Consider the following 23784-nt stretch of genomic DNA (forward strand, 5'->3'; position numbering starts at 1 on the left):
CATGTTCCAATACGGGGCTATATCCCCAACACTATAAAATCCCTTAAGCCTTTTTCCCGACGAAAAACTAACGCCTGGTCCCTGACGATCCTTTTTTGTTCTGAATACGATTCCGGTTTACAAAATCGAGTACCGAAAATTGATTCAAGTCCCAATTTACCATCTGATCCCAGTTGGCTCTCATCTTTATTTTTTCGGGATAGTAGTGGACACTTTCGGGTTGATTATTTTCTTTAAAATCACCGGTATCCCACTTTCCATTTCCATTACGATCGTCTACGATCCTAAGGAAGTATTCCCCAGGACTCACAAAACGGAACGCCAGCTTTCCGTTATCGGGCACATTACTTTTTCGCACAACCTCCTCTTTACTGTTCAGCAGCTGCAAAAGAGCATCCTCTCCTACATTGAGCACACTGACATATAAGGTACCGTAGTTGTCTTCAGGCTTAATTTTGAAGGAATAGCTAAATGGGGCATTCACCCGTCCGTAGATTCCCACAAACGCGGCAGAGTCGACATCCAGCCGATATTCCGCTCCCGGCATCCACTGGTGCAAAACGGAAAAATGGCGTATGCGCAATGAATCCTGAGCAATATCAAACGGAACCGGCTGATATATGGTATCCGTTAATTGTGAAAGAGTTATTGAATCCGCCAGGATACGAGTCAGGGGTACCGGAAAATTAAAAAACACATCAGCACCGATATTGAGTGTTCCATCCGAAGTTTGTACCCTTAAGGGTTCTATAACGGGTTCTTGGGGTTTATCCTTCTCCCGACGTCGACGGCCTTCGGTTTCGGTTTTTTGTCGATAAAACATTTTCAGGGTGTCCATCCGGTCAATAAAATTATTGAGGGAATCTCTTACCTGATAAACAGCTTCCACCATCAGCGAATCACGGGTAATGAAGGAACTATCGGTCATCCAAACATAAACGGTGTCATGCCGGATGGATCGTTCATAGATAAACCAATCCTCTTTTTCGGCAGGTCCATCAACAGGATGTATCCTTAGCGTGTCTCGGAGAGGCCGATTAAAAACAAAATCAAGACGATGAGGCTCATCCCGCTCCCGGGAGTCGAGATATTGTTCTTCATAATCTTCCTGAAAAAGGAACAAATTCAGGCTATCCGGCAAGTAAGCCAGCTCCTGCACAAAAAGGACGGTGTCGAGGGTCAATGAATCTTTAAAAATGGAATCGGGTCGGGTTCTCCACTCAAAAGAAGGTTCAACGACCTCGGGATGCCAAGCTATTCGTTCTCCCGGTTGATCGAACTTGTAATCTCTGTTCATATCTTCGAGGGCAAAGATGCGGTACTTTCCCTGCGCAAGATTTCTGATTATAAATTCACCTTTCTCATTGGTTTTGGCGACTCGCACCGGCACCGTCTTGGTAAAAGCCGTGTCGGCAAGATTACTATGAGCCATCACTAAAACGCCTTCTACCGGAAGGTGGGAGTGAGCTTCCAATACCTGCCCGGATACCTGCAGCGAATCCTGCGTATCACCTGTTGAGAAAGAAAATGTAAACCCTGTCAGGGGATTTCCTTCATTATTATCCTGAATGGCATCAGAGAAATCGATGGTATAAGTGGTTGCCGGTTGAAGCTCCTCGTCAAAGGCCACCGTAACCTTGTTTCCCAGGCCTCTGACTATAGGTAATTGGTTCAAAGGCGGTGAAATCACCACTTTTTGAAGTGCATCTTTGAGAACAATCAATTCGTTAAACTCTATTTCGATTTTATCGCCCGAAAAATTAGTGGCGTTTAACGGGGGATCGGAAGCGATCATCCGTGGTGGCATCTCATCTTTGGGTCCTCCTTCAGGATACCCTTGATTGGCGCACCCCCAAATACCGATCAGGGAAACAGAAAGCAATACAAAAAAAATATTTTTAATCATCAAACGTTTATTTTCAGTAAACACCATCGCAAAGTTAGAGTAAAATGCTGAAACTTTTTAAATTTGCCCGGCAATCATCAAACAAAAAGTATGCAAACCGAGAACAATAACAATCACAGCAATCAAAAGACGTTTTATATCATCTTTGGAATACTGGGTGCCTTACTGATCCTTTTAGCAGTTCTTTACTTCAGCCAAAGCAAAGAGATGAAAGAAGTGGTTGAAGAAATGACTAAAGAAAAACAAATTCTCACCGAAGAATACCAAGAACTGGCGCTTGGCTACGACTCGCTGGAATCGACCAACGACACCATTAACCTGATGTTGCAAAAAGAGCGGCAAAAAGTGGAGCACCTCATCGAAGAGATCAAAACCATTAAAGCCACTAATGCATCCAGGATAAGGGAATTTCGCAATGAGCTGACAACGCTTCGCGGTGTGCTTAAAAGTTATGTTGTTCAGATCGACAGCTTGAACCGCCTAAATGAAGAATTAAAAAAGGAAAACAAGGAATACCAGCAACGTTATTCCCGGATTAAAGATTCGTATAAGGAGCTGGAAAATGTCAAAACCGAACTGGAAAACAAAGTGGAAATTGCCAGCCGGTTAGAGACCGTCAATCTCCGTGCTACCGGACTAAATACCAGAGGTCAGAAGACACAGCGGGTTAACCGAACCGACAAAATAGAAGTGTGCTTTACGATCAAAAAAAATGTGACCGCTCCGGTAGGCATCAAACCATTCTACCTCCGACTGGAACGTCCGGACGGGCAACTACTGCTGCACAGCCGGGACGATCTCTTTACTTTTGAAGGTGAAGACATTCATTTTTCGGCCATGCGAAATGTGGAATATGGTGGCGAAGAAATTGATATTTGCATCTATTACGATGCCGATATGGGTGAATTGATTGCCGGGGAGTACATCGCCGATATTTTTGCCGATGGGGCCAACATTGGTCACTTCTCTTTTAAGCTTAAATAGCGGTAGCTTATCATTAAGGCCGCCATGGTTGCCATTTGCTGCTTCCGGGAAATGGAAGGGGTTTTTCCGGAAGTATCAACCCCCATTTCAAGGATTTTGGAAAATATTCCCGTCTCGGTGATTTTATTGTTTTCAAAAAATCTTCCTTTCCCGGATAAATCTGCTTTATCCCCACGACAGAATATCATTTTCCATGGGAAAGAGAATGTCTTCCCCATATAATTTTAGTTGTTCCCCATATCGATATAGATATTCCCCGGCTCGAATAAAGTGTTCCCCACACTGATTTAGGTGTTCCCCATATCGGGGAATAAATAAAATTTAAGCAACATGCAGGTGCGATCTTAAAATTCAGCAAACCGCTTGCAAGGAATTACGCAATCAAAACAATGATCTTGATTGGCAAAACCATCAACAGAAAAGCCAAACAAAATTTTCGGAAAACAATTACAGGGAAGTCGCTTTTATTGATTCTCTGTCAACTCCAATCGTAAGGAGTAGATTGATACACATAATAATTAAGCCAATTGGAATATAACAGCTGGGCATGACTTCTCCATCTTACCACCGCATCCTTCCGGGGATCATTATCCAAAAAATAATTCTCCGGCATATTGATCGCCAACCCTTTCTTAAGATCGCGTTCGTATTCCTCGCCCAGAGTTGGTTTATCGTATTCGGGATGCCCAGTCAGAAAGACCTGACTGCGGTCTTTGGACAACATTAGATAAGGTCCGGCCTGATGGGAATCGGAAAGCAGTATGAGATCGTCAACTTTTTCAATGTCGGATTTTCTCACTTCTGTATATCTGGAATGCGGGGCCCAAAACACATCATCAAAACCGCGCACCAAAGGTTCGGTAGGAGCATTGACAAAATGTTCGAAAACGCCGAACAGCTTGGCCGGAAGTTCATATTTGGGGATCCCGTAATGAAAGTACAAACCGGCTTGTGCTCCCCAGCAGATGTGAAGCGTTGAGGTTACGTTTGTCTTGCTCCATGCCATGATCTCCTTAAGCTCCTGCCAGTAGGTTACTTTTTCAAAATCCAGCAACTCTACTGGTGCCCCGGTGATAATGAAACCATCGAAATGTCTCTCTTTAACCTCATCAAAGGTTTTGTAAAAACTAAACAAGTGCTCTGAGGGGGTATGTTTAGGGGTATGAGAAGAGGTGACCAACAACTCAACCTCAACCTGCAAAGGGGTGTTAGACAACACTCTGAGAAGATGTGTCTCGGTCTTTATCTTTAAGGGCATGAGGTTCAAGATGAGAATGCGTAACGGCCTTATATCCTGAGAGACCGCCCGGCTTTCTCCCATCACAAACACATTCTCCGCCTCCAGTAAACTTTTGGCAGGTAGTAAATCAGGAATATTTACAGGCATGGCGTATCTTTCTATATTAAAAAAAGAGGTTACAAAGATAATTCATTTAAGTTATTGACCGAATGAAACTCGCGAGTCAAAAGAAATACAATTTTATGCGACCATAAACTTTGCCATGCCCGTTTTTTTTACCAAGAAGGATGGCCTTTCGGAAGACAAAAGCAACTCTGATATTTCACAGACGCTCTTTGCTGTTCTCCCCCTAGACGAAGGTCTTCTGCAATATCTTCCAAATACCGATGGCATCATCTTACCCTGAAATGATCTGATAAAATATGGGAAAGACAGGCGAAGGAACAAATAACACTGCTCCGAATCGGAATATTGAGCAGTTCCCCCCCAAAATATTTCACACTGAAGAAAGTTGCGAAATCATGGATCCTTCACCTCTTCCAAGTGCACCAAGGCGTTGTTAATCCTCTTTTCAACGCTTTAATATTCCATAAAACAGAATACTCAAAATATTATCCAGCTGAAGTCTGAAGTCATCAAAATTTTCGATGCCCCTCAAAAGTGGAAGTTCCAACCCTCTCAATGCGGTACTGATCCCAATGGCTGCCAGCCGCAAATTTTTGATGTCAAACTCACCGGCACCAACCCCCTCTTCCAGAATGGTTTTCAACATTTCTTTCTCGTTCTTTTCGGCCTTTTCCCGCACCTGGTCCAGAAAATGGTAATCGCTATAGGTTTCATCTCGCATGGCCCGCTGATAGTTCACCAGTTCCCTCAAAGTTTCCATTCGGATCACGACGAAATCGTTAAACTTTTGCTTGGGCTGATACTGACTTTTGACGACTTCCCACAATCGGTTGTCAAGAATCTCTGCCTCGAGCTCAATAACCGCCTGAAAAATCTCCTCTTTATTCTTAAAATAATAATAGAGAGAACTTTTCCCTTTCCTCAGGGCAACAGCAATATCCTCCATGGTGGTTTTACGATACCCGTACTTTGCAAAAAGATCTCGGGCCGACCTTAAAATTGAATTTCGGACAGTATCCTGTCCCGAAATAAAGGAATTAAAAATGCTACTCATAACATTAAATTATTAAGGTTTCAGGATAATTAGGTCTAGTTACTTTAACAAAAAAGTTGAATAAAAGATCAGGATTTCAAAAAAACATTTGTTGGACCATTCCAACAGGACCGACATTTCATAAAATAAACATCCACGTTTCGACCTTAATCAGCGGCCAATGTAAAATCGAGTTGTCGTCGTTCCAGATTGGCACGGGCAATTTGTATCCGCACGGCATCGCCCAACTGGTATTTTCGATTTTTATGACGCCCCACCAGGCAATAATTCTCCTCGTCAAACTGGTAAAAATCATCATCCAGATCGCGAATCGGCACCATACCTTCACACTTATTCTCGGTCAGTTCCACATAAATACCCCACTCTGTAACGCCGGAAATGACGCCATCAAATACTTCCCCAATTCTATCTTTCAGGAACTCCACCTGTTTATATTTGATGGAAGCACGCTCCGCATCCGCAGCACGAATTTCCATTTTAGAGCTGTGATCGCACAACTCCTCATATTTTTGAGCGGAAGCCGATCGTCCTCCGTCCAGATATCTTTGCAACAGACGGTGAACCATCATATCGGGATACCTCCGTATTGGAGATGTGAAATGGGTATAGAATTTAAACCCGAGGCCATAATGGCCAATATTATGGGTGGAATAAACGGCCTTTGACATGGTGCGAATCGCCAGCGTTTCCACTATATTTTGTTGCTTTTTACCCTGCACCTCATTCAATAAACGGTTCAGCGAATGGCTAATGGACTCCTTCCCTTTGGGCTGCGCTTCGAACCCAAATTTGCGGACAAACCGGCTAAAGGTTTCATATTTTTCCGGATCGGGTTCATCGTGAATCCTGTAAACAAATGTTTTGGCACTTTTTGCGCCATGCGCCGAACTACCGGCAAATTGATTACTTCCGACAATTTCTGCGACCCGTCGGTTGGCCAGCAACATAAATTCCTCAATCAGTTTGTTGGCCTCTTTGGGTTCTTTGAAAAGGACGTTCAGAGGTTTTCCGTTTTGGTCCAACTCAAATTGCACCTCAATGCGTTCAAAATCGATGGAGCCTTTACTAAATCTTTCTGCCCGAAGTTTCTGTGCTAAATTATTCAACACCTTTAATTCCTGTTCAAAATCGCCTTTTCCCGTTTCGATCACTTGCTGCGCTTCTTCATAGGCAAAGCGTCGGTTACTGCGAATAATCGTTCGCCCCACCCAGCTGTCCAGAATTCGGGCGTCATCATCAAGTTGAAAAACAACAGAAAAACATAGCTTATCCTCATCCGGTCGCAGGGAACATAGTTCATTGCTTAACCGCTCCGGCAGCATAGGCACCACTCTGTCGACCAGATACACAGAAGTGGCTCGTTTGGCTGCTTCTTTTTCAATAATGGTATTGGGCTGTACATAATGGGTTACATCCGCAATATGCACGCCCACCTCCCAGTTTCCATTTTTCAGTTTTTGAATAGAAAGGGCATCATCAAAATCTTTGGCCGTTGCCGGGTCGATGGTGAATGTGGTTATTCCACGAAAATCGCGTCTTTTTTTGATTTCCGATGCAGGAATGTCAGCACTGATTTTATTGGCGGCCTCGACAACCTTTTCCGGATATTTATAAGGCAGGTTATATTCGGCAAGGATGGCATGCATCTCTGCATTATTTTCACCGGGATTTCCGAGGATATCGACCACCTGACCGATGGGGTTTTTCGCTTTTTGGGGCCATTCGATGATTTTGACGACCGCTTTTTGTCCATTTTTGCCTCCCTTAAGCTGATCGGAGGGAATAAAAATATCATGATGCATAATGCGGGAATCTGCCACCAGAAAGGCAAACCCTCTGGACACTTCCAGCACCCCCACAAAGTGATCTCTGCTTCTTTCCAGAATTTCGACCACTTCTCCTTCGGCTTGTCGGCGAGCCTTTCTGGCATATCTAAGCACCTTTACTCGGTCGCCGTTTAAGGCATGTCCCAGATTACTCTGCGCCACAAAGATGTCTTCATCACCCTCGTCAGGGACGATGTAGGCGGCTCCCCTCTGGGTCATCTCCACAACCCCTTCAACAAAAGTGCCCGGAGCTGTAAGTAATTTGAATCTTCCGGTTGAAACTTCTTTCAAAAAGTTGGCTTCTGCCAGCTCGAACAAAAAGACCTCAATCTGAAGCCGATTCTTCTTTTTGGCTACACCCAGAGCTGCTGAAACTTGTTTATAATTATAGGTTTTTTGCGGATTATTCTGAAATAGCTTTTTTACCGCTGCATGTAAATCATTTTTTGATAATGTTTTATTATCTCTTTTTTTCTTTCTTGACATAAAATGTACTCTTTATTTGTTTCTGAATGATTTCATCAGGACAACAATTAATCGATATCATTGATTTCCGATATTCCCGAAGAATTGGGACAGGGAATGACACTCCTTCTGTCATGCTCTTTTCATCCACAAACCTTTACTTTTTTCTTTGTTAATATTTAAGTCAGGATGATATTTTATCCATCCCGACCTTACAATACTATTATTTTAATAGTTTATTTGACTCAAAGATAAGAATATCGAAAACAATTGTAAAGTTGTCGATGAAATTGTTCTATTATTAATCACTTTTACTTTTCAATGGAGTAGAGATCCCAATGGAAAATCAGGAAGAAATAAAGAGAAATCATTCGGCTTTTAGTAGGTATTTTCCGGCATTTGTATTGGGCGGAACAGCTGCAACCCAGGTTGATAATTATGATTCAAGGCATTGGCAACAACCACCTCTGCAATATCCATCACTTTGATACGCCGGCTTCGTGAAAAAGTCTTTTTACATAAGGGACAAGCGGTAACCAATAGGTCGGGGAAATACATCAGATAGTCGTCCAAAGCCTTACTTGTGAGGCTATCTCGTTGAGCGTGGGAAATTTTCAGATTACCTAAGCTTCCCCCACAACAATGGGATTTCTCTTTTTGGTTCTGAATCTCCAATACCGACCCCACGCGATTCAATAGTGTCCGAGGTTGGGCATAGATCCCCATACCACGGCCCAATTCGCAAGGGTCATGGTAAATAAACCGTTGGTGTGAGTTTACCACCTCCAGATCCCCTTCCGCCATGGCGTTCAAAATATAATCCACATAAAAAACGACTTCTACCTTATCCAAATTATAATCCTCTTTAAAAACTCTATAACAAATGGGACAAGATACAATCAGCTTTTTGGCGCCACTATCCTGAATCATCTTGGTGTTGTGTTGAATCAGCTTTGATGCCGCATCATATTGTCCTGCGAGCATCAGCGGTCGGCCACAGCAAGGGGCCTGGTGCTTATCCATAAACCATACTTTATCGTGAGTGGATCTGAACAATTGTTGCATTGCAGCAATAATACCAGGCGTGAGATGGGTCATACACCCCGCAAAATATACCATTTCCACTTGTGGAACAGAACTCTCACCCAGATATTCATAGGAAGAATCGTATTGTCTTGCCGACTCGATTCTCTGCGTCGTCCTTAAATCAATAATGTCAATTCCAACAGGACAATCAATCTGGCATTTTCCACACATCAAACAATTAAAAAGCTGTTCATCAGACACATTCCGATTGCGAATCTGCTTCAGCAAATAGACCGATTGACTATCGCTGATGCCCGCGTTGGCAAGTTGGCACTGATCCAGGCAGAGACCGCAGCGCGAACAGGCATAAACCTGCACTTCCGTATAGCTGTTGTTACGCTTTTTAAGCCGTATTCCGGCATTTCGCATGAAGATTAGCAACACTTCCACGGGGATGTGCATATAGCGAGAATGGGGCAATGCCACAAAAAAGAACCCCAGAACAAAAGAATAGGCGACCCATAACGGGAACTCCAGAACCTCTGAAAGGCCCAACACCTGCAGGCAATACCCGGCAAAAGAGGTCAAAAAATTTCCATTGCCATGAATGGCCGCCGTTGCCCCTTCCGACAATAATCGAAGAGGAAAAATGAGCCACAGCGAAGTCAGAGCGATTTGATCTCCTCGCTTTAACCGGGTCGTTCTTTTCAGCCCGAACGGCTTTTTTCGAAATCGTTTTAAAACGGCCAAGTATAGACCACTCAAAACAACCAACAACAAAAAGTCCATGGCAAAAGAAAAACCATAGGCATAAGTAAATGCATTGCCTGTTTTAAAGTACCTGAAGAACACAGGCATATAAAATGGCACCCAAAACGAACGCTCTGCGGTAAAGGCCTCAATATGGCCGACAAGGATCAGCAGGAACCAACCAAAGGCTAGGCTCATGTGCATATATCCAAGCACTGGATTTCTCCGGAATATTTTCCGATGTAGCAGGCATTCCAGAAAAATTTCTTTCAAGGAGTCTATCAATCGTTTTCCTGTAAAGCCTTTTAACAAACGACGCTTATCGTTAGGCGACAACCGCCTGATCCATTCTACACCCTTCCCCGAAAGCACCAAAAGCAGGTAAGCCAGACCAATCGAAAAGGGAAGAATAATCCAATAATCCATCACAATTTCATTTTATGAAAAGTATTCCACAACCACCAAAAATAATTGCAGCATTTATACCACTGACATAAACATTTAGTCTTCCAACTCTTCCATGGACAATCCTTTTTTGATCAGGAGCACCACATTTCGAATGTTAATATCACGTGGACATACGAGGGTACATTTCCCGCAAAACATACATTTTCGAATTTCCTGGGATAACACCTCTGTTTCACCTCGTCGAAGAGAAAGCCCAATTTGCCGAACGTTAAAGCTGGTAAGGTTACCGGCGCTGCAGGTGGCGGTGCAGCCGCCACAGGAGATACAGGTCAGAAATGAGGGTTCATATTTCAAAACATAATTCAGCAACCTGCTGTCAAAATGGTCATAATCAATATTCCTGGATTTGGTTTTTAAAAAACTTAAATTACTCATATCATTTTCTGTCTAGATAATTTTTCACTTGAAAAGCTGCCGATCTGGCATTCTCGAGGGTTTCGTTTACCGACATGGGGCAAATACAGGTGCCGGCCATGAATATGCCTTCCTGCATAGAGTGGTTGCGGTTGGCATGTATGGTTTTGGATTTAAGAAACCCATTCTCATCCAATTCCATACTATTATGTCGAATAAACACAGAGTTGTTAGCGCATGGCTCCATACCCACCAGCAACACCACCATATCCACACTCATTCGAAGGGGTCTTCCCGACAAAGTATCTTCAGCTTTTAATTGCAACCTATCGTCATTTTTAGGGGCCACCTCCGACAAGCGTCCTCGAATAAACTGAACTTTATGATGTCGTTGTGCCTCCAAATACAAAGCATCGAACTTCGAACCGTACAATCGAAGATCCATATAAAAACAAAACACTTCACACTGGGGGACCATTTTATTGATTTCGATGGCCTGTTTAATACCTGTAATGCAGCATACTTTGGAACAATAGGTATTTCCCGCTTTGGCATCCCGCGAGCCGACACAATGTATAATGGCCACTCTGTTAGGCGTCCGCCCCTGTCGAGTTAACAGGGTGTGATGTTCCGCCATCTTTTTTTCCAGATCGGCAGAGGTAATAACATTATCGAATAACCCATAACCATATTCTTCTTTAAAAGAAGCATCAAACAGCTGAAAGCCCGTAGCCATAACTACCGCATCCGCCAAAAGACATACATGTCCCTGGTCGGACAGCTCGAAACGACCATCCATTTTCTCAAATCGGGAAATATCGGTATCAAAAACCATCTCTACAGATAACTTGACTGCCTCCTCTCTTAATTCATCGAGCAATTTTTCCGGGTTTGAAAAATCCGGGAAAAGTTTGAACCACCGGGCCACATGACCGCCCGTACCTTTTTCCTTTTCAATCAAGGTAACCTGATATCCCAGTCTTGCCAATGCACAGGAAGCTTCCAAACCGGCAATTCCACCGCCCACCACAGCCACATGTTTTTTATTGTTCATCCTTCAAATCTTTTAAGATATCAAACAACCTGAAAAAGCGGGTTGTCCAAAAAACTCATCATTCCGGCCCCTATACTTGGCGTCCGGATCATAGTCTACCCCCATTTTGTCGAGCAAGGGTTCAACATTCACCTGATGCCACTGCAATCCGATTTCCCATGGATCGTACCCCAAAACAAGGGCCGCCAGTTCTTCATGCGAAAGCACCGGTATCCCATTATTGTCGCCACTATAGGTTTTTCCTTCGGTTTGGGCCAAAACATATTGCCATCGATCCAGAAACATATTGCACCCGGGGCAGTTGGTCAGGATGGCATCGGGGCAGAAAGGTTCCATACTTTCAAATTTCTTTTTGGAATTGGAGAGTGAATAACCGCGATTACATTTAATGAAATACTGCCGGAAGCCAAACCCACAGCAGTGTCTCCGCTCCGGATAATCCACGGTTTCACCGCCCCAGGCCTTGATCATCCCGGTTAGAACAGAAGAAAACTCAGCCCCCCCCATTCCTTTTTCCGGAAAAATCTTTGCGTAGTGGCAGCCTATATGATCCACAATTTTCAGGGGATTTCCTGTTTGTTTATGAATCAGTTTGTATTTGGCCTGGTTGGCGATTTCCTCCTTCAGAGTAAAAATAATATCACAAACGTGCGCCACGCACTCCGGAATGTCAAATTCCCTACCGGTGGCTTTCCACAAGTTTTCCCGTGCTATCGCTTCCTCCTCCGGAAAAGATTTCCAGGTTTCCAGCACCTCATTATATCCTCCGAAAGAGGTGATACATGAAACCGCTGCATTTTTAAAGCCTAGTTCGGTCATGAGAGAGAACTGTCTGGCCACCATGATTTGGAAGGTACGAAAAGGGACTATTCCGGAATGGTATCCAATGCCGGTACAAGTCGTATGATGAGGATCATCGAGAATGTTCTTCCCTAGTTTGTTGATCATAAAGTCAAGAAAAACCTTTTCGGCACCAGGAAAAAAATTTTGGCGAATACAACTTCGCAAAAAATAGAAATGGTTGTGGGCGATTCCTTTTTGGTAAGTACTCCACCTGCGTTTTGCCGTATTATTCATGCCATTCCCTCCTCTCCGTTGGCAATAAACATGGAATATTGATCCATGTCGGGCGATCCGTCATCATTGACAAACCCAAATTCCCTTGCGGCTTGTTGGCTATATTTTTCAATTTTTTCAAAAAGGTCAATGGTATTTCCCACGCTCAAAATATCATTGATTTCAGCCAGATCTACAGGGTCAATTTTTCGCATGGCTCCGTTTCCTTCTCTGTCCAGATTGGCCCCAATCGCCTCAAATGCTTTTTCGCGATGATTAAAGATCCACTCCCATACCGGGCCTTGTTCGGGATGCATATCGGGTGTAACAACCGAAGGATGGACACAATATCCAAACTTAAGGATGTTGGCGCCAAGCGATTTCACTAAAAGATATTGCTGGCGCCCAAAGCGGCTTTTTATGAACGCACCTGACCATTGAGAATATTCCCTCAGAACACTAATAATCAATCCCGGGCAATTATTTCTGGGGCAACGGGTTTTGCACGACATACATTGACCACAGTACCAAATTTCATCTCCTTCCAGCAGCGTTTGGATACGTTCAATATTCCCTGTTTGCGTGGCTACCACTATGCTTCGGGGATCGTAATCGTAATATTCGGCGGCGGGACAAACCGCAGTACAAATGCCACAGTTCATACAAGCATGCAGCCCCTCTTTTAAACGGACATCCGCCAAGAGTGAGCGATATAATTCACTATGCATATCTTCTTAGTTTAATCGAAGCTAAAACATTTCTATCGCATGGAAAGACTCACTTAATACAGCTTTTTTGCATCCTTAGAATCGTGGAAAAAGCCTCAAATGATGCCATGCTATTTTCAATCAAAGATATGCCGATGCTTTAAGCCGAAAAACAGCCCAAAAACGTAATATTTGAATAGGTGAATAAACGTAGATGAAACAAACAGGATAATGTGAGATGGTCACCACAAGAACATGTATAAACTAATGGTCATGCGAGTTCCATCAGACCAATGATTTCACCTAATTTTATAGTGTTGAAAACTTAGTCCAACACAAAGAAGCCCATTTTATGGGGATGATCCAGGACTTTTGTATGGGCAGGAATACTCTTCAGCATTTTTAAGGCCACCAGATCACCTCCGGCAGCAATAATATAAATATAGCCAAAGAGCCACCATCCGAAAGAGCCGAGGAACAGAGATCCCACAAAAGGCACAACCCCAAGAATGATCAATGGCAACAATGCTCCGAGGCGATAGTAAAGAACCCTTATAGGTGCTGAGCAATGGCAATAGGGCGTATAGGTGGAACGATCCCACCCTATTTTTACGGATTTGAACCCCCCTCTGGCAAAGACACCAAAGATCAATGCGTGAAGCAATTCATGCATGGGAACGCCAACAATTAACAATATCATGAAGAGGAACACATCGTACAATGACCAGTCAAAGAAAGGACTCTTCCCATGTAAAACAAAAAATGGGATCCCTGTGGCAAACAGAGCGGGAATAATCAATCCTGCAGCCTTTTTGGCCGTTTCTTCTATGGTTAGTGAAATTTCCGTCATAGTTGAAAAACTCTTCGCTGGTTTCTTTTTTCCCCGATATCAACTTCCGCTCCTGCAAATTTAACCTCTTTATTCTTTTATCAAAGCAAATACGCCCTTCCTTAAAAACCTAACCTCAGGAGGAAACTTCCAGGGCTCTGTCAAAACGACATAATCGTTTTCAGGAGAAGAGACCTTAACCTCAACCTGAATTAGTTCAAATGATTTATTGTTTTCACCAGTTTTCATCAGGACATACGACTTTCCTCCACTTTCGGCAATGGCTTCGGAAGGAAGGACAAATCTTTCTTCCGTTTGTTTCACGATTTCAGCGTCCACAAACATACCGGGAACAAGGTGTCCGTCATTTCCCGAGACCACCACCTGTATGGCAATACTTCTCTTTTCATCATCCACCTTATAGGTTATTGTCTCTATTGTTCCATTAAAAGATTTTTTGTGCTCTCCAATCGGATAGACCACCACCTGTTGCCCTTTTTGAAGTCCGGAGAAGTCTTCTTCATATACATTAAGATCGGCATACACCTCCTCTGGATCGGCAATTTGCAGAAATTCTGTCCCGGGATGGATATACATTCCATTAATAATGTTCAACTCTGTCACATTTCCGTCAACCGGGGCATAAATAAAAACAGAGGAAGAAAAGCGAACCATTGCAGCTTTATCAGGATCAATCCCCAACATCTCAAGTTGCATTTTAAGCCCTTGCCATTTGGCCAAAGCAGATCGATACAAGCTTTCTGCCTCAAGGTAAGTTCTTTCAGAAGCAACTTGCTCCCGAAATAATACTTTTTGCCGTTCATAATCGGATTTCAATACCGGCAGGCGGGCATCGACCTCGGAGAACTGTTGCTGAAGTTCCAGGATGGCAGGCCCTTCAAGTTGAAGCAACGGATCTCCTTTTTTAACCCATTCCCCACGTGAAACAAACACTTTTAAAACACGCCCCTCAACGATACTCGTAACCGAAGCCAGCTTGTCGGGGTTTACGGTTATTTTGCCCGTAACCTTGACCTTGTCGCTAATTTCCATCTTTTTCAATTCAGTAAAAGAGAGATTGGAAGCTTCGAATTGTTCTCTGGTTATGGTAAGTCTCTTTTCCTGTGCAACAGCTTCATCCTTCCGGTCATTACCATCCTTCTGTCCACAGGAAGTAACCAGTAACATAAAAAAAGTAAAACAAATTACGATTGGTTTCATCAGTACAAAATTAGGTTAATTCATTGGTCTGATGGAACTCACATGACAAAGGGTTAATACATATTCTTTTTTGACAACTTTTCATGTCATGTTCGTTTCATCCCATCTATTCTTTTTTAAAGAGCCATTCGCCCCATTCATCATTTAAGGGCAATCACATCGTAGTTTAAAAAGGCATGAAAGCCAACACCAAAGCCAAGGAAGCCAGTTGGTCCGGTATCAGTATGCGACGCCTCATTTGTTTATTTTCCATCAGGCAATACAATACCGGCAAAACAATGAGGGTCAAAAGTGTCGCGGTGACCAACCCTCCTACAACAACTGTTGCCAAGGGGCGCTGCACCTCGGCTCCCGCACCTGTTGAAAAAGCCATTGGTAAAAACCCGAATGCCGTTGATGTGGCAGTCAGAAGAACAGGTCTCAACCGCTGACGAGCTCCGGTCAATACTCTTTCACGTAAATCATTCATACCGCCTTTCTTTAATTCTGAATAATAATCTATCAATACGATACCATTAAGCACAGAAACTCCAAACAAAGCAATAAAACCGACGCCTGCCGAAATGGAAAAAGGCATTCCTCTTAGCCACAGCAGCAATACCCCGCCAATGGAAGATAATGGGATCGACGAAAAAACCAGGATGGCCGGACCAATACGTCCAAAGGCAAAATGGAGCATAATAAAAATAAGAATTAGTGCAATCGGCACCACCACCATTAATCGGTTACGAGCACTGTTCAAGTTTTCAAACTGCCCGCCATATTCAATATAATAACCGGGCTTTAATTCCACCTTCTCATTGATTATTTTTTGGGCATCTTCCACCACAGATTGAAGGTCCCGTCCTCTTACATTCACACCCACCACAATACGTCGTCGGGTATTATCCCTAGAAATTTGGGCCGGACCTTTAGTCATCTCTATATCAGCCACCTCTTTTAGGGGAATGGTTCCACCACCCGGTAGCGCAACTGCTATATTTTCAAGATTTGCCAGAGAATTTCTTGCCATTTCATGAAGTCGCACCACCAAATCGAACCTACGCTCCCCCTCATAAACGGTTCCGGCTGTTGCCCCTGCAAAAGCAATACTCACCAATTGGTTAACATCCGCAATATTAAGCCCCAGGGAAGCCATCTTTTGACGATTATATTCTACTCTCATTTCCGGTAATCCGGCCGTTTTCTCCAAAACCACATCTGCAGCACCAGGGACTTGCTCCATCAATAATTTTATTTGCTGTCCTTTACGATTTAGCTCCTCCAAATCATCACCAAAGACTTTTATCGCCAGGTCGGCTCTAACACCGGTAATCAGTTCATTAAACCGCATCTCAATAGGTTGAGTAAACTCCAGCTCTATTCCAGGTATTTTACTCATAATTTTTTCCTTATAACGGTCCACCAATTCATCTTTGGTATGGGCTGAGGTCCAATCTTTTTTGGGTTTAAGTGTAACGATAACATCCGTTTCTTCCATAGACATAGGATCGGTAGGCACCTCCGCCGCACCGATACGACTGACCACTTGCTGTGTTTCGGGAAAAGAACGGACAATTTTTTCAATCCGGGTCATAATTTCAATGGTTCTACCCAGACTGGTCCCTGTCTTCAGAACCGGTTGTATCACAAAATCACCTTCGTCAAGCGTTGGAACAAATTCAGACCCCATTCGGTTGAAAACAATCAGAGTGCCAAGAAAAACAACAAGGGCCATGGTAAGAACACTCAATTTATGGGAAAGTGCCCAATCGATGGAGGGCGCATACATTTTATTCAAAAAGTCCATCAAACGATCGGAAATACTTCTTTTTTTCTGTACCGTAGGCCTAATGAAATAAGCAGAAACAGCCGGAACAAAAGTAAATCCGAAAACCATGGCACCAAGCAGTGCAAAGCTGAAGGTTAATGCCATAGGTCTAAACATTTTGCCCTCCACACCACTTAAAGCTAAAATGGGAATCAAGACAATAATGATAATTACCTGTCCGAATACGGCAGATTTCATCATTCTGGAGGTGCCTTCGACAGACAACGCATCACAGGCATTCAACTGCTCCCTTCTGGATAATTTGAGTAATCCGGAGCTATGAACTTTCACTTTGAAACTGATATACTCCACAATAATCACGGCCCCGTCGATAATGATACCAAAGTCGATGGCCCCCAAACTCATCAAATTGGCATCTACGCCGGTTATGTACATTAGAGAAAGAGCGAATAATAGGCTCAATGGTATCACAGAGGCTACCACCAGACCGGATCGCCAGCTTCCCAACAGAAGAACCACCACGAAAATTACGATCAACGCACCGAGAATCAGATTCTCCGCAATGGTAGTAGTAGTGCGACCAATAAGCTTGCTTCTTTCGAGAAACGGATTAATGTATACCCCTTCGGGCAGCGACTGTTGAATCTGCGCCACCCGTTCTTTAACTCGTTCGATAACTGCTTTGGGATTGGCCCCCTTGAGCATCATCACCTGGCCCATCACCTTCTCTCCATCACCATTTCCGGTTATTGCACCAAAACGGTTGGCATGACCAAATCGAACATCCGCGACATCTCTCACCCTTATCGAGTTGCCTTTGTTGTGGGCAATTACAATATTACGTATATCCTCCAGGTTTTCAATTAATCCTTCTGCCCTAACAAAATAACTTTTGCCGGTACGCTCCAAATAACTTCCGCCGGCAACACTATTATTGTCCCGAACTGCCTCAAAAACCTGTTCAAGGGTTAAATTCAACGCCTGCAATCGTGAAGGATCGATTGCTACTTCATATTGTTTAAGCTGTCCACCCCATGTGTTTACTTCCACAACGCCCTCAATCCCGGAGAGCTGGCGTTTCACGATCCAATCCTGAATAGAGCGTAATTCCATTGGAGAATAGCGATCTTTAAACTCCGGCTTCACTTCCAGCGTGTATTGATAAATTTCTCCCAACCCAGTGGAAACGGGCCCCATAAAAGGTTTTCCAAAACCATCGGGAATATTTTCGGCAGCCGATACAATTTTTTCTGCAATCAACTGTCGAGGAAGGTAGGTGCCCATGTTTTCGTCAAAGACGATGGTTACTACAGACAGTCCAAATTTAGAAATTGAACGTATTTCCTTTACCCCCGGCAAATTGGCCATCTCCATCTCCACGGGATAGGTCAGAAATTTTTCCACATCCAGGGTTGACAGATTTCTGGAGGTAGTAATGATTTGGACCTGATTATTGGTAACATCAGGCGTAGCACCAATGGGCAGATGTGTTAATGAAAATATTCCGAAAGCTGATATGGTGGCAGTAAACAAAAATACCATCAGTTTATTGCGGACACTAAAACTAACAATGGCATCAATCATAAGGAAGTAAAGTTTTAAATATGTTCAATTTATCACTTTTTAAATAAAAGAACAATCAATACTTCCTTTTGACCGTTAAAAACAAAAAATCATTCGGTTTATTGCCACAAATTTCTACATTTTTTTCAACGAAACAGACAATCAAGCATTAGCGCACATATTCCACAGAAAGAGCCTTGGCCAATGATTCATCGAATTTTGCAGGCATATAAAATTTAAATTCAGAACCTTTTCCCGGCATGGAATGCACTTTTATATGTCCACCTATCATTTCAGCAAGGTTTTTGCTTAAAGCCAGCCCCAGCCCATTTCCGCCAAACATTCTGGTATATCCTTCATCTCCCTGACGAAAACGCCTAAATATTACACTATGCATGTTTTTGGGGATACCAATGCCAGTGTCCTTTACGGAGAAAACAACCCATTTGTTTTCATCATAATAGGCACTCAGAGTTATTTCACCCATTTCGGTAAATTTAACTGCATTGGAAAGAAGGTTTTGCAAAACCTGTCTGATCCGTACTTCGTCATTCACAATTTCAAAACCATCCGGGAGAAAATTCTCAAAAACCATCTGAAGATGCTTTTTATTAAGTCTCTCCATCAGTTGTTCTGTCTCTTTATACAAAAAATCAAACAACCGATCAATCTTGATTTGTGTCGGACTGACTTTTACCAACCCTGAATCGACAAAGGAAAATTCAATGATATTATCAATGACATGCAGAAGATTAGAGCTGCTTTCATTAATCATATCTATATACATCGACATCTCGTCCCTTGTGAGTTGCTCATCCTTAAGCAAGTTCGAGAAGCCTAGAACGGCATTCAACGGGGTACGTATTTCATGACTAATATTGGCCAAGAATGCTGATTTCAACCGGTCACTTTCCTCCGCTTTTTTTCGAGCTTTTACCACTTTTGTAACATCCCTGAGGATGGTCATTTTGGCCTGAAAGTTTCCATTTAACTCTATAGGCATTGTGGTAATTTGGTACACCCTTTTATTGATCGTTCGTTCTTGTCGTTTTCGTATTTTTGACATCTCACGAATTGCGGAGATGCACCATGGGCATGGGGCATTTTCACCAAACACATGATTATAACATTTGGTATGTTTGTCCACATAGCCAAACCGCTTTTTGAAAGCGCTATTAGCATATACAATATTAAATTTGTCATCACTGATGAAAACCGGATCGTGAAGCGCTTCCATCATGGTCCGATATTTTAGCTCACTCATTTCCAGAGCATGTTTGGCCAAGCGCTCTTCGGTAATATCTTCTACAAAAGTTACACCTCTAAGGTGACCATCAATATCAGAAATAAGTATTGAGTCTATAATAACATACTTTTGGTTTCCCAATCTATCCATCATAACCAACTCGGTCTTTCCATCTGTCTTCCCGGAATGGAAAAAATCAGCGCACAGATCGAATACCTTTTGTTTTAAATCATCCAGGAAAAAGTCACTAAAATGGCGACCCACGGTCTCTTCTGATGAATACCCGCTTATTTTGCAAAAAGCATCATTTGCATACTCCAAAATCCCTCTATCATTACTAATACAGATCCCCACGAATGACTTTTCTATAATAGATCGGAACCGCAACTCACTTTTTTTTAAATCATTCAAAATTCTCTGTTGGTCTGTAATATTTCTTGCCACCGACAAAACCGCCTTCTGTCCCCTTAAATCAAAAATTCGGGAATTAATCTCAACAGGGATAACTCTACCATCTTTTGCTTTGTGAAAGGAGTTGAAAATGGCCGACCCTTCCTCCAATAGTTTCGAAATAATTTTTTCCTGATCTACAGTCCCTGGCAGCTCCATATCCTCAGGCCTCATGGATGCAAATTCCTGGCGAGAATACCCTAACCTGCGACATGCCACAGGGTTAACTTCAATAAAAAAACCCGGTCGACGAGTCTTCTCATCGATCAAATGCAAAAAAACTGCATCACGAAGATTCTCAAACAATGTTTTATAGATGAGCTCTCCCTCGGAAAATAAGTTTTTAAAAACCTGATCATGCAGTGCTTTTTTAACGACTTCTTTTACGAAAGGGTAAAAAGCCTCCTTGTCATCTGACCACTGGAGAAAATCTACCGCTCCCAGTTTCATTGCCTCCACAGCCTGTTTAATTCCTCCATTTCCCGCAATCATTATAAATGGAAGGGTTGCACCGTTTTTCCTTAATTCTCGTATAAACTCTGTTCCCTCTCGGTCGTCCAGATTATTGGAAAGAATCAAAAGATCATAGTCGTTATGGAATATTTGGAGCAAAGCCTCTTTGCTCTGATGTGAACGATTTACCACCCCAAACTCTTCTGAAAGGAAGAATTGCAGATCTCTTGCTAAATCAGGTTTGTTGTTTAGCAATAAAATTTTTGAAGAACTGTACATCATGAACCCTTATAAAGAAAAATTTCTTTAACAAGTACGAATATCTGGTCACTTTGTTTCTCTTCTGAATGATTTCTTTTTCAGATATTTTAATATTCCGGAATTAAGCAAGACAAACCAGCGTCCCTACGGAAGTGATATTCCCTATTAAATGGGAAAAATCGATCCTTAAGAAAAGAGAAGTATCCCCCTTAAACTAAAAAAACACATAACTAAAAAACATTTTGCAATTAAAGCAAAACAACAGGACAATGCATTCAATCACAAGTTTAGTTACGTCTTTCAATTCCGACAGGATAAACCGATCGAACTATGCAAGATCAAAACCGGCAATAAATTCAAGGAAAAACCTAATATGAATTCAATTACAGTCCTTTTCTCGCTTCAATTCTATCATTACAGGCAGATGATCGCTAAACCCCTTCCGGTACTTGTACCCCAAATAGGTACGGTATGGTTTGACACCCGGAAATGCAGAATCTTCTTCCAAAAGAAATTGAGGGGAAAGAATGTGCATTACTGAATCCTCTAAACAGTAAGATTCTTGATGACAGTTCAAAAGAGGAGAAGATACCAGTATCTGGTCAAAGCAGGCCCAATATGCACCATGTTTAATGGTGCCCGGCACATCTCCTTTGGGTCGCCAGGCAAGGTTCACAAGTCCCGGCCCTTTAGCACCCGGTTTTCTACTCACTCTTAACAAACTATTGTCACCCGGCTCATCATTAAAATCACCCATAGCAATAATTTTTGATTGTGGTGACACAGATAAAATGGAATCACATATATCTTTCAAAGTATTGGCTGCCACCATTCTTTTCGGTTTAGAAGCACCTACCCCGCCTCTTCTGGAAGGCCAGTGGTTTACTAAAACATGAAGCGTATCAATTTGATCGATGACACCACTCACATACAAAATATCACGAGTGCGCTGCAAAACTTCCGGCATTCCCACTTTAACCGGATAGGCTTTAATGACGCTAAATCGATCTGAACGATAAAGAAGGGCAACATCTATTCCTCGGGGATCGGGAGAATCAAAATGAACAACGGAATAATTAAGTAGATAAAGGCCTGTATTTTCGACAAGGTCGTTGACTACGCTACGATCTTCTACCTCGCACACACCAACCAAAACCGGGGGATTCCATTGACCGGCATACAAAATAACCTTTGAAATATTAGCAAGCTTTACATTTTTTCGAAAATGCGTCCACCGCCGTGAGCCTTTCGGACTGAACTCTTCATCGGGATTTTTATCCTCTTTATCAGGGTTAAAAAGATTTTCTACATTATAGAATAGAATACCGGCCCTATCGAAATCCTGCGAAAGGGAACTAAGTCCAACCAATAATAAAAATGTGAATGTCAGCAACAGGCTGCGGTACATTTTAATTGCGCGAGTGAAAGTTATTTTCCAGCAATACTCTTATTGTTGCTTGTCAATCCTCTCATAAGCTCCAAGATCTGCACCTTTGTCTTTCAATCGTGAATTACCCAGAATATCTTCAGGAAAATTTCTTGCTACATCCACCCCCCCTACATCACGTGCTACCGACAACGAATCTAACTGATAATTATATTGATAGGATTCCAAAAACAAGGGATCTTCATTAAAAATAACTCCGGCACCAAAAACATCTGCCCAAGCCAAACGGGCATCGTCTCTAATTTTCACCAAAGAATGATTAAAACGAACATTGGCAATTCCAGGAAGCGTTTCGTCATCTTCATTTCTGAAATCCAGTTTAATTTCGTTGTCATTTTTACCGTAAACAATGCAATTATAAAAATCAGCCGACTCAAGGGAATAGAATTTTAATCCATCTGAATCGGAATAATAATTAGAAATAACCAATGCAGGCACACTCCTATAGTTCCAACTAAAAAAGTTGGCTATTGTGCAATGGTAAAACTTATAGTTTCCGCCCACGGTAAGGGCAACGGAAGCACTTCCACAGTCTCCGAACACCGAGTTGGAGGCCACAATGGCTGAATTTTGAGCAATCAACCCCTGAGAAGCAATATGTTCAATTTTTACATTATTAAGGTAAAGAGGCGGATGATCTTTTTCAATACCCACGGAATCAACGACTAACCCCATAGTACTATTTCGGATTACAGCATTATTAATTTCATGATCTCTACTGTACGGCATTAATTGAATATACCCCCACTGTCCAGGTTTATCTTTATACCACTCATCCAGCCTGTCACTGGTAAATAAAACCGGCTCTTTCACTTCCCCATTAACTTTGAGCGTTCCAAATACAATAAGGGAAGCATCTTTGTGAAAATACAACCGCGTTCCTGGATCAATAGTTAATGTCTCGGCGCTATCAACAACGACCCAATCGTAGATTAAATAGGGCTTGTCACTATTGAATTTTTGCGTTTTTAAAACCTCTTGTCTTAGAGGAATCACATTTTGACCATAAGCGAGCAAGTGAACGGTATATATATGGTCGCGGGTATAGAAAAAAACAGAATCTGATATAACAAAGGGAGTATTTTCCGAGGTTGGATTAACATTTACTTCAACAAAGACAAACAAACTATCATTGCCGGGAACCGTTACATCTGAAATTATATTTCCGGGTGTACCGTTTACATTTAACAAGAAATCAGATTCCTCACCACCCGCTAATTCAACCATTTCGATAACGACATCTTCTTGAACCGGATTATAAATTCTAAAATTCTGCGTGGTAGATCCTACCGAAGTAAAAACAGTATCAAAGGATACGGTATCTGTACTAAATGTCAATTGAGTGCTGTCTCCACTGACCACATATTCCCTTTCACACCCCCAAATTAAGGCTAATGAAAAAAAAATAAGTAGTATGAGACTTCGGAAAGACATAAAAAAACTCCTAACTCTAAAAACCGATGAATAAAATTTGCTCTTTCTTGTTTACTCAATATCCCTGAATAGTTGCAAAATAAGTAACTATTA

The 23784-nt window shown here is 42.4% G+C and carries 17 protein-coding genes; 1 reads left to right on the plus strand and 16 read right to left on the minus strand.

All coding sequences use genetic code 11. The annotated features are described in order from the left end of the window. Positions 1–67: 67 nt before the first annotated feature. Complete coding sequence (locus ACT29H_RS08230; RefSeq protein ID WP_444821142.1) at positions 68–1906, minus strand: Ig-like domain-containing protein; 1839 nt, start codon at positions 1904–1906, stop codon at positions 68–70. A gap of 90 nt (positions 1907–1996) precedes the next feature. Here ACT29H_RS08230 and ACT29H_RS08235 point away from each other — a divergent pair, with 90 nt between their 5' ends. Continuing rightward, on the plus strand, positions 1997–2890 hold the full coding sequence (locus ACT29H_RS08235; RefSeq protein ID WP_444821143.1) for a hypothetical protein: 894 nt from the start codon (positions 1997–1999) through the stop codon (positions 2888–2890). Here ACT29H_RS08235 and ACT29H_RS08240 read toward each other — a convergent pair. The 15 genes from ACT29H_RS08240 to ACT29H_RS08310 all read right to left on the minus strand — a co-directional run bounded on the left by ACT29H_RS08240 (position 2866) and on the right by ACT29H_RS08310 (position 23691). Then, the gene (locus tag ACT29H_RS08240) at positions 2866–3108 is read right to left on the minus strand and encodes a hypothetical protein (RefSeq protein WP_444821144.1); all 243 of its coding nucleotides are present in this window, start codon (positions 3106–3108) and stop codon (positions 2866–2868) included. The genes ACT29H_RS08235 and ACT29H_RS08240 overlap by 25 nt on opposite strands. A 260-nt stretch (positions 3109–3368) precedes the next feature. Then, a complete protein-coding gene (gene metA / locus ACT29H_RS08245) occupies positions 3369–4277 on the minus strand; it encodes a homoserine O-acetyltransferase MetA (RefSeq protein WP_444821145.1) in 909 nt (302 codons plus the stop codon). Between the two features lie 424 nt (positions 4278–4701). Then, positions 4702–5310: a TetR/AcrR family transcriptional regulator gene (locus tag ACT29H_RS08250; protein WP_444821146.1), complete on the minus strand. Its 609-nt coding sequence runs from the start codon at positions 5308–5310 to the stop codon at positions 4702–4704. Between the two features lie 146 nt (positions 5311–5456). Beyond that, positions 5457–7622: a ribonuclease R gene (gene rnr / locus ACT29H_RS08255; protein ID WP_444821147.1), complete on the minus strand. Its 2166-nt coding sequence runs from the start codon at positions 7620–7622 to the stop codon at positions 5457–5459. Positions 7623–7979: 357 nt separating this feature from the next. Continuing rightward, positions 7980–9803, minus strand: coding sequence for a (Fe-S)-binding protein (locus ACT29H_RS08260; RefSeq protein ID WP_444821148.1), 1824 nt, complete (start codon positions 9801–9803; stop codon positions 7980–7982). Between the two features lie 75 nt (positions 9804–9878). Next, the gene (locus ACT29H_RS08265) at positions 9879–10220 is read right to left on the minus strand and encodes a 4Fe-4S dicluster domain-containing protein (protein WP_444821149.1); all 342 of its coding nucleotides are present in this window, start codon (positions 10218–10220) and stop codon (positions 9879–9881) included. Position 10221: 1 nt separating this feature from the next. Continuing rightward, positions 10222–11253, minus strand: coding sequence for an FAD-dependent oxidoreductase (locus tag ACT29H_RS08270; RefSeq protein WP_444821150.1), 1032 nt, complete (start codon positions 11251–11253; stop codon positions 10222–10224). A 12-nt stretch (positions 11254–11265) separates the two neighbouring features. Next, on the minus strand, positions 11266–12330 hold the full coding sequence (locus ACT29H_RS08275; protein WP_444821151.1) for a heterodisulfide reductase-related iron-sulfur binding cluster: 1065 nt from the start codon (positions 12328–12330) through the stop codon (positions 11266–11268). After that, positions 12327–13037, minus strand: a complete 711-nt coding sequence (locus tag ACT29H_RS08280) for a 4Fe-4S dicluster domain-containing protein (protein WP_444821152.1) — start codon at positions 13035–13037, stop codon at positions 12327–12329. The genes ACT29H_RS08275 and ACT29H_RS08280 overlap by 4 nt, the downstream gene beginning before the upstream one ends. A gap of 304 nt (positions 13038–13341) precedes the next feature. Then, positions 13342–13866 (minus strand): DUF3267 domain-containing protein, encoded by a 525-nt coding sequence (locus ACT29H_RS08285; RefSeq protein WP_444821153.1) that lies wholly within the window; start codon positions 13864–13866, stop codon positions 13342–13344. Between the two features lie 69 nt (positions 13867–13935). After that, the gene (locus ACT29H_RS08290) at positions 13936–15066 is read right to left on the minus strand and encodes an efflux RND transporter periplasmic adaptor subunit (protein ID WP_444821154.1); all 1131 of its coding nucleotides are present in this window, start codon (positions 15064–15066) and stop codon (positions 13936–13938) included. A 166-nt stretch (positions 15067–15232) separates the two neighbouring features. Beyond that, the gene (locus tag ACT29H_RS08295; RefSeq protein ID WP_444821155.1) at positions 15233–18421 is read right to left on the minus strand and encodes an efflux RND transporter permease subunit; all 3189 of its coding nucleotides are present in this window, start codon (positions 18419–18421) and stop codon (positions 15233–15235) included. Positions 18422–18569: 148 nt separating this feature from the next. After that, positions 18570–20831 (minus strand): PAS domain S-box protein, encoded by a 2262-nt coding sequence (locus tag ACT29H_RS08300; RefSeq protein ID WP_444821156.1) that lies wholly within the window; start codon positions 20829–20831, stop codon positions 18570–18572. A gap of 358 nt (positions 20832–21189) precedes the next feature. Further along, on the minus strand, positions 21190–22218 hold the full coding sequence (locus ACT29H_RS08305; RefSeq protein ID WP_444821157.1) for an endonuclease/exonuclease/phosphatase family protein: 1029 nt from the start codon (positions 22216–22218) through the stop codon (positions 21190–21192). 39 nt (positions 22219–22257) lie between these two features. After that, positions 22258–23691, minus strand: coding sequence for a hypothetical protein (locus ACT29H_RS08310; protein ID WP_444821158.1), 1434 nt, complete (start codon positions 23689–23691; stop codon positions 22258–22260). Between the last annotated feature and the right edge of the window lie 93 nt (positions 23692–23784).

It is taken from the genome of Thermophagus sp. OGC60D27, assembly GCF_052400625.1.
GTDB lineage: Bacteria > Bacteroidota > Bacteroidia > Bacteroidales > Marinilabiliaceae > Thermophagus.